Here is a 7,501-nt window from a genome sequence, read left to right as displayed (position 1 = left end):
ATCGTCAGCTCCATAGAAAACGGGCATAACCCGCACCCGCCGCCAACACCCTCAACCACGCCGCTACGCGGAGGTTTCAAATGAGGCAACGTATCGGGCTGCGCGGAGGTTTTCTATGAGTCAATGCGTTGCCTTGACATCGAGGCCTCCTTTGGTTTGTATGGGGAGTGCCAGTGACAAGACCTCCCAGGGAAGTCTTCCGTAAGGATAGCTGGCACTAGCTTTTTAAGCGTTGCCCACCGCCACACCCCAAGGTCGGAAATCAGTCTTCAACGTCGGCAAAATGCAGGGCTCGAGCCAGCTGCACGCCTTACCTTCCAATCGGCGTTGCAGCGCCACAAACCATAGTCGGCTACCTGCAAGCCCCACGACGTTGAGGCCTTCCACACGCAGAGCACAATTTCTCATCGGCATACAGGTAGATCTCCCCCAATTGCTCTCCCACGGTAATCGCCATAGACCCGCCAGATTGATGGGTCGATCTTCCAACAGACCTTAGTGCTCCCCCAGGTCAGTAGGTGGTCCCCACATCCAGAATGAGTGGTCAATTACACGGATTTGAGTGCCACTTGGGTGAACGGTCCCTTGCCCCGTCCCGGCGCGGGGCATAGGGTGGCCGCACGGCGGGTCAAACAATGCGAGGAGGAAAGAACCATGCATGTTTACGATCCCGAAGACGATCCTGCAACCTTCGGAGCAGACGCTGTGGGACAACCGGACGAAGACTTAAACAGCAGGGACGAGGTGGAACAGGGAGACATTGAACGCGGTGACGCTTCTTCAGGCACCGCCCGGGACGAGGACGACCAAAGGCCCGATCCTGCAGCTTCAGCCAACCCCGACCCCATCGATGCCACCATCACAGGCCTGGAACCGGGCGGCGGAGTTCCTCCCGGCGAAACGCCCCCGGCCGAAGACTCGATGAGCGCTGACCAAGGTCACGAGGAATAAAGCGCCGAGGACAGCGACCACAGAAGCCTTGGCGTCGAGCGGCCGAAGCCAAGCCAGGTACCGCGCCTCAGGCCTTAGGACGGCAGCACCTTCCGCAGGTACTCGAGCTGCCTCATCCAGTGGTGTTCCTGACCGCCCTCGTGGTTGTTGAAGCGGTAAACCTCAATGTCCTTGCCCACGGAAGCTGCCCCAGCCGAAGCGTTGGTTCCGTAGTTGTTGAAGCTCGCAAACACTGTGGAGGCCGGACAAATGTCGTCCATCAGCGCCACTGAATACAGTGCCTGCGCGGTAGCGCACCTGGCGAGATTAACGCCGTCGAAATACGCCAACACCTCCAGGGCCGCCTCGTAGCGTCCGCGATGGCGGGCCAGGAACGAGGCGATCTCCGGGTACGGGCCGCGGGAGGCAATATCGATGCTGCGCGGGAAGTCCTGCAGGAACGGCACATCCGGCAGGGCCGCCACAACGCCGTCGAGCCTTCCGGCCGCCAGGCCAGCCGCCGCGATGGCGAGGCCGCCGCCCTGGCTGATGCCGGTCACGATTACCTTGGAAGGATCGACGTCGGGGTGCGACTGCGCCGCCTCAATGGCTCGGAAGGCGTCGACGTAGACGCGCCGGTAGTAGTAATCCTCGCGACTCTCCAGGCCGCGCGTCATCAGTCCGGCATAAGCGACGCCTCCCGCGGAGGGATGCGGGTCTGGGGTATCTCCGGACACCCCGCCGTAACCCTGGCCGCGCGTGTCCATGATGAAGTGTGCGTAACCCGCCTGCGCCCAGCGGGTGTTCTGGTTGACCAGCCCGCGGCCGCCCGAGTAGCCGATGAATTCGACGACGACAGGCAGCCCAGCGCCGTCATTTCCAGAACCGGCGGCCGGTCGGTTTGCGGGCAGGTGCAGCCAAGCCTTGATCGCAGTGCCGTCGTAGCCAGCGAAAGTCGCGTCGAAGCTGTCGATGACGGTGAGGTAGTTCTCCACCGGCTCGAAATTGGCGTCCAAAGCGTAGCTCCGGGCTTCAGCAAGGGTCTGGTCCCAGAACGCGTCAAAGTCCGCGGGCAAAGCCACGCTGGAGCGGTAGTCGTGGAGTTGCTCAAGGGGAAGGTCAAAAAGGGGCATGATCCATTTCCAAGGGTCACATTAATGAGGGAAAGCGCAATCCAGAGCTTAGCAAGGCCACACCAACAGCGGAAGGGTTGCCAAGCAACTCCTCCTCGTCAGGCCCTGCGCTTTGGACTTTGTGTACAGATAACGTCCCTGAAAACGTTTCTAAGGCATTCCCTGCGTACAAACCCGAGAGGGTGGGCCAATGGTGCGATACCTATTGACTCATTTCCTGAAGGTGTATTCCTGCGCGCTCCGAGGTTCCTGCTCGCTCCGAGGTTCCTCCGCGCGCCAGGGTTCCTGACGGCTCGTAACGCTGCAGGCTTGTGGCGGCAGCCACTAGCCGGCGAAGTTCAGGCAAGCCGCCGTTCGCTAATCCCGCTGCCCGGGCCTGGACCAGGACATTGCCCAGTGCCGTCGCCTCCACCGGTCCGGCGATGACCGTTTTGCCCGTCGCGTCTGCGGTGAGTTGGCAGAGCAGCCGGTTCTGCGAACCTCCGCCCACGATGTGGACCACTGATGTCCGCTTGCCGGACAGCCTCTCGGCGTCGGCGATCGTGCGGGCGTAGCCGGCGGCGAGGCTGTCCAGGATGCAACGTACGACGGCGGCGGGCCGCTCCTGGAGCACCTCGCCGGTGGCGCGTACCGCCGCGTGGATACGCTCGGGCATGTTATCGGGAGCGATGAACGCAGGATCGTCTGCGTTAATCTGCGGCCCGCCGGCGGGCAGGGCGGCTGCCGCCTCGAGCAACGCGCTCAATTCCTGCCGAAACCCTTGAGCAGTCCACGTCCGCTGACACTCACTCAGCAGCCACAAACCTCCTACGTTGCGTAGGTACCTGATGGTGCCGTCCACGCCGCGCTCATTGGTGAAGTTGGCCAGACGGCTGGCTTCGCTAAGCACCGGGCTGTCGAGTTCCACGCCAACAAGGGACCAGGTGCCGGAGGAAATATAGGCAAAGTCCTCACGCTCCGCCGGGACGGCCGCCACCGCCGAAGCTGTGTCATGGGAACCTACCGCAACAACGGCAGTGTCCGGCGCCAGTCCGGTTAGGGCCGCGACCTCCGGCAGGATGACGCCGATGGTCTCGCCGGGCTGGACTAGCGGCGGGAAAAGGTTCTTCGGCAGTCCCAGCGGGTCAAAGAATTCTGTGGCCCACTCCCCCGCCACCGCGTCAAACATGCCGGTGGTGGAGGCATTGGTGGCCTCCGTCCGGCGCTGTCCCGTTAGCTTGAACGCCAGCAGGTCCGGGATGAGCAAGGCTTGCTTTCCGTTCAGCTCCGGCTCGGTGGCCAGCTGGTAGATCGTGTTGAATTGCAGGAACTGCAGACCCGTGGTGGCGTAGAGTCGCTGCTCGTCGATGAGCCGGTGGACCCTGGCAACTGCGGTACGGCTCCGTTCATCACGGTAGCTGTACGGCTGGGCCTCCAGCTCGCCGGAGGGGTCAACGAGTCCATAGTCCACGGCCCAGGTATCGATGCCGATGCTTATGATCTTCTCGCCGCCCGCGGCGGCCGCATCAGCGGCCGCCGCCAGCCCCTTGAGCACCTCAGCGTAGAGGGCGTCGAAGTTCCAGCGGAGGCCGCCGTCGAACTCCACCACCCCGTTGGGGAAACGGTGCACCGTTTCCAGCGACGCACCAAAACCGCCCGCGTCCACCCGGCCGAGCATCACCCTGCCGGAAGACGCCCCGATATCGACGGCGGCGAAGACCCTGCCGCCGTCGCCGGGAGTGCCCGAGCCACCGGAAGCACCGTGCCCGCCGGAAGCACTGTGCCCACCGGAAGCACTGCGGCCGCCGGAAGCGGTCCCGCTCATCGCAGGAAGGCCGCGGCGACGCCCGCGTCCACCGGCACGTGCAGGCCCGTGGTGTGGGACAGTTCGCTGCTGGTCAACACGGCGGCCGCGTTGGCTACGTGTTCCGGCAGGACTTCGCGCTTCAGGAGCGTGCGCTGTGCATAGTGCTCACCCAGCTTCTCCTCTTCGACGCCGTAGACCGCGGCACGCTTGGCACCCCAGCCGCCGGCAAAGATCCCGGAGCCACGGACCACGCCGTCGGGGTTGATGCCGTTGACCCGGACGCCGTATTCGCCCAGCTCAGCCGCCAACAGGCGAACCTGGTGGGCCTGGTCGGCCTTCGTGGCGGAGTACGCGATGTTGTTGGGGCCCGCGAACACGGAGTTCTTGGAGGAGATATAGATGATGTCGCCGCCCAAACCCTGGTCAATGAGGACCTTGGCCGCAGCTTTGGACACAAGGAAGGAGCCCTTGGCCATCACGTTGTGCTGCAGGTCCCAGTCCTTCTCACTGGTTTCGAGAAGCGGCTTGGAGATGGACAGCCCGGCGTTGTTGACAATGAGGTCCAGCCCGCCGAACGCAAGGACTGCGGCGTCGACGGCGGCCTGCACCTGGGCTTCATCTGTCACGTCCGCCTGGATCCCCACTGCGACGTCGGAACCGCCGAGTTCCTCCGCGACAGCCCTGGCGTTCTCCAGGTTGAGGTCCGCGATCACCACGCAGGCTCCTTCAGCGGCCAGTCGGGTGGCGATCGCCTTGCCAATGCCCGACGCCGCACCGGTCACCAAGGCGATGCGCGTCGCGTGCGACTTGGGCTTGGGCATGCGGGCGAGCTTGGCTTCCTCAAGGGCCCAGTACTCGATGCGGAACTTCTCGGATTCCTCAATTGGGGCATAGGAGGAAATAGCCTCGGCTCCACGCATCACGTTGATGGCGTTCAGGTAGAACTCGCCTGCCACCCGGGCGGTCTGCTTGTCCTTTCCATAGGAGAACATGCCCACGCCCGGAACGAGGACGATAGCCGGATCCGCGCCGCGGATGGCCGGGGAATCAGCATCTGCATGGCGATCGTAGTAAGCCTGGTAGTCCGCGCGGTAAGCGGCGTGGAGTTCCTTGAGGCGGGCAACGGAGGCCTCAATGGAGCCATCCGCCGGCAGGTCCAGGATGAGTGGCTTGACCTTCGTGCGGAGGAAGTGATCCGGGCAGGACGTACCCAGCGCGCCAAGGCGCGGGTGCTCGGCGCCCTCCAGGAATTCCAGGACACGCTGGTCGTCGCTGAAGTGACCCACCTGGGGCTTGTCAGCTGAGGCAAGCCCGCGGATGACCGGAGCCAGGGCAGCCGCCTTGGCCTTGCGCTCGCCTTCAGGCAGCCTGGCGTAGCCCGGCAGCTTTACCCCGAACGGTTCGGCTTTGCCGTTCTCCGCGATGTACTTCTCTGCCTCTTGGATGATCCACAGGGAGTTAGCCTCGGCCTCTTCGCTGGTGGAGCCCCAGGCGGTAATGCCGTGGCCACCCAGGATGGTACCGATGGCCTGGGGGTTTGCTTCCTTGATGGCTGCGATATCTAGGCCCAGCTGGAAGCCCGGTCGACGCCACGGAACCCACACGACCTTCTCGCCGAAGATCTTGGACGTCAGCGCGTCGCCGTCCACCGCCGTCGCGATGGCGATGCCGGAGTCAGGGTGCAAGTGGTCAACGTGGGCGGCATCCACCAGGCCATGCATGGCGGTGTCAATGGACGGCGCGGCGCCGCCCTTGCCGTGCAGGCAGTAATCGAACGCGGCCACCATTTCGTCTTCACGGTCGACGCCGGGGTAGACGTTCTTGAGCGCCCGAAGGCGATCCAAGCGGAGCACCGCCAGGTTTTTGTCGGTCAGTGTCCCGAGGTCACCCCCGGAGCCTTTCACCCAAAGGAGTTCGACGTCGTCGCCCGTCACCGGGTCCTTCTGGACACCCTTGGCGGAGGTGTTGCCGCCTGCAAAGTTGGTGTTGCGCTTGTCCGCGCCGAGTCGGTTGGAACGTGCAATCAGCTCTTCAACAGTCTTGTTCGATGCCATCTTCTTTATGCGCCCCATCCGGCTTGCTGACCGCCAACGCGGTCCTCGTTGATCTTCTTCTGGTAGCCGCTGGCGCTGAAGGCTGCCAGCGGATCGGCCGGGAGGCCGCGGGATTCACGCCACTCGGCAAGGGCCGGGCGGACGTCGGTGTAGAACGCGTCGGTGAAAATGCCGTGGGCGGCCAGGACATCACCGCTGCGCTGGGCTTCGGCCAGGGCGGTCGTGTCCACCAGCAGTGCCCGGGCAGTCATCTCCTGGACATTGAGCACCGAACGGATCTGGCCCGGGATCTTCTCCTCCAGGTTGTGGCACTGGTCTAGCATCAAAGCGACACCGGAATCCGCACCGAAGCCACCGCCACGGATCACCTCGAACATGATGCGGAACAGCTGGAACGGGTCGGCGGCACCCACGATCAGGTCGTCGTCGGCGTAGAAGCGGGAGTTGAAGTCAAAGGAACCCAGCTTGCCCAGTCGCAGAAGCTGCATCACGATGAACTCGATGTTGGTGCCAGGTGCATGGTGACCGGTGTCAAGGCAGACGAAGGCCTTCTCGCCGAGGGCCAGCGTCTGAGCATAGGACGTGCCCCAGTCCGGGACGTCGGTGTGGTAAAAAGCGGGCTCGAAGAACTTGTATTCGAGCACCAGGCGCTGGTCCTCGCCGAGCCGTTCGTAGATCTCCTGGAGGGACTCGGCCAGGCGGTCCTGGCGGCCGCGGAGGTCGTCCTGACCCGGGTAGTTGGTGCCGTCGGCGAGCCAAATCTTCAGGTCTCGGGAACCCGTGGCGTGCATGATGTCGATGCACTCCAAGTGGTGGTCGATGGCACGACGGCGGACGGACGCGTCTGACGAGGTCAGCGAACCGAACTTGTACTCATCATCCTGGAACGTGTTGGAGTTGATGGTTCCGAGCCCAACGCCCAGACCCTCCGCGTACTTCCTCAGCGCCGAGTAGTCGTCCACTTTGTCCCACGGAATATGCAGGGCGACTGTGGGCGCCAGGCCCGTCAACTCGTGGACTTTGGCGGCGTCGGCAAGCTTTTCCTGGACCGTGCGCGGAGTGCCAGGCGTACCAAACACCTTGAATCGCGTCCCGGAGTTCCCGTAGGCCCAGGACGGGACCTCAATGGCCAACTCCCCAAGGCGGCCCAGCGCGGTGTCAATGTGGTTCATCGGTCTGTCTTTCGGTGTGATGGTTTGGAGGTTTCAGTTGCTACTGCGAGCTGGGCTTCCCTGCCGGCGAACTGGTCTTCGAGATTGAACACTTCGTCGAGTACCCGGAAGCCTTCATCGGGCGGAACGTCGGCGTCTTTGAACAAGAGGGCCATCTCGGCCTGCCAGCGGGCATTAACCTCACTGAGCGCCATCCGGGCCTTTGCGGCCTGAAAGTCATCGCATTCCAGGTAGCCGATCAGTGTGCCGTCATGATCGAGGAACAGCGAGTAGTTGTTCCAGCCGGCTTCCTTGAGTGCACTGAGCATTTCAGGCCAGACGGCTGCATGGCGTCGCTTGTATTCGTCCAGCAGCGACGGCTGGACGCTCGAGCGGAAGCAGACCCTCATGTGAACCCCTGTGTTCGAAAAAGTTTCGGACGATCCG

At 63.4% G+C, this 7,501-nt stretch carries 6 protein-coding genes; 1 reads left to right on the top strand and 5 read right to left on the bottom strand.

Going from position 1 to position 7,501, the window contains the following annotated elements; translation table 11 throughout:
* The first annotated feature begins 654 nt into the window (after nt 1–654).
* On the top strand, nt 655–951 hold the full coding sequence (locus LD110_RS20075) for a DUF6480 family protein (RefSeq protein ID WP_225501523.1): 297 nt from the start codon (nt 655–657) through the stop codon (nt 949–951).
* 74 nt (nt 952–1,025) lie between these two features.
* Here the strand turns inward: LD110_RS20075 and LD110_RS20070 are convergent, their stop codons facing one another.
* The 5 genes from LD110_RS20070 to LD110_RS20050 all read right to left on the bottom strand — a co-directional run bounded on the left by LD110_RS20070 (nt 1,026) and on the right by LD110_RS20050 (nt 7,464).
* Nucleotides 1,026–2,063, bottom strand: a complete 1,038-nt coding sequence (locus LD110_RS20070) for an acetylxylan esterase (RefSeq protein WP_225501520.1) — start codon at nt 2,061–2,063, stop codon at nt 1,026–1,028.
* A 202-nt stretch (nt 2,064–2,265) separates the two neighbouring features.
* Nucleotides 2,266–3,867 carry a rhamnulokinase family protein gene (locus LD110_RS20065; RefSeq protein WP_225501518.1) on the bottom strand — a complete coding sequence of 534 codons (1,602 nt, stop codon included), beginning with the start codon at nt 3,865–3,867 and terminating at the stop codon, nt 2,266–2,268.
* A complete protein-coding gene (locus LD110_RS20060) occupies nt 3,864–5,903 on the bottom strand; it encodes a bifunctional aldolase/short-chain dehydrogenase (RefSeq protein WP_225501516.1) in 2,040 nt (679 codons plus the stop codon). The genes LD110_RS20065 and LD110_RS20060 overlap by 4 nt, the downstream gene beginning before the upstream one ends.
* A 5-nt stretch (nt 5,904–5,908) precedes the next feature.
* On the bottom strand, nt 5,909–7,075 hold the full coding sequence (gene rhaI, locus LD110_RS20055; protein ID WP_225501514.1) for an L-rhamnose isomerase: 1,167 nt from the start codon (nt 7,073–7,075) through the stop codon (nt 5,909–5,911).
* Nucleotides 7,072–7,464 carry an L-rhamnose mutarotase gene (locus LD110_RS20050; protein WP_225501513.1) on the bottom strand — a complete coding sequence of 131 codons (393 nt, stop codon included), beginning with the start codon at nt 7,462–7,464 and terminating at the stop codon, nt 7,072–7,074. Before LD110_RS20050 ends, rhaI begins: the two co-directional genes overlap by 4 nt.
* Nucleotides 7,465–7,501 lie beyond the last annotated feature (37 nt).

This window comes from Arthrobacter sp. M4 (assembly GCF_020251205.1).
Classification (GTDB): domain Bacteria; phylum Actinomycetota; class Actinomycetes; order Actinomycetales; family Micrococcaceae; genus Arthrobacter.
The sequence above is the reverse complement of the archived record's forward strand: the minus strand, read 5'-3'. Positions and strand labels throughout refer to the sequence as shown.

What these genes read in the sequence shown, in the direction of transcription:
- LD110_RS20075 (WP_225501523.1), top strand. Translation starts at nt 655, where the DNA reads ATGCATGTTTACGATCCCGAAGACGATCCTGCAACCTTCGGAGCAGAC.
- LD110_RS20070 (WP_225501520.1), bottom strand. Translation starts at nt 2,063, where the DNA reads ATGCCCCTTTTTGACCTTCCCCTTGAGCAACTCCACGACTACCGCTCC.
- LD110_RS20065 (WP_225501518.1), bottom strand. Translation starts at nt 3,867, where the DNA reads ATGAGCGGGACCGCTTCCGGCGGCCGCAGTGCTTCCGGTGGGCACAGT.
- LD110_RS20060 (WP_225501516.1), bottom strand. Translation starts at nt 5,903, where the DNA reads ATGGCATCGAACAAGACTGTTGAAGAGCTGATTGCACGTTCCAACCGA.
- rhaI (WP_225501514.1), bottom strand. Translation starts at nt 7,075, where the DNA reads ATGAACCACATTGACACCGCGCTGGGCCGCCTTGGGGAGTTGGCCATT.
- LD110_RS20050 (WP_225501513.1), bottom strand. Translation starts at nt 7,464, where the DNA reads ATGAGGGTCTGCTTCCGCTCGAGCGTCCAGCCGTCGCTGCTGGACGAA.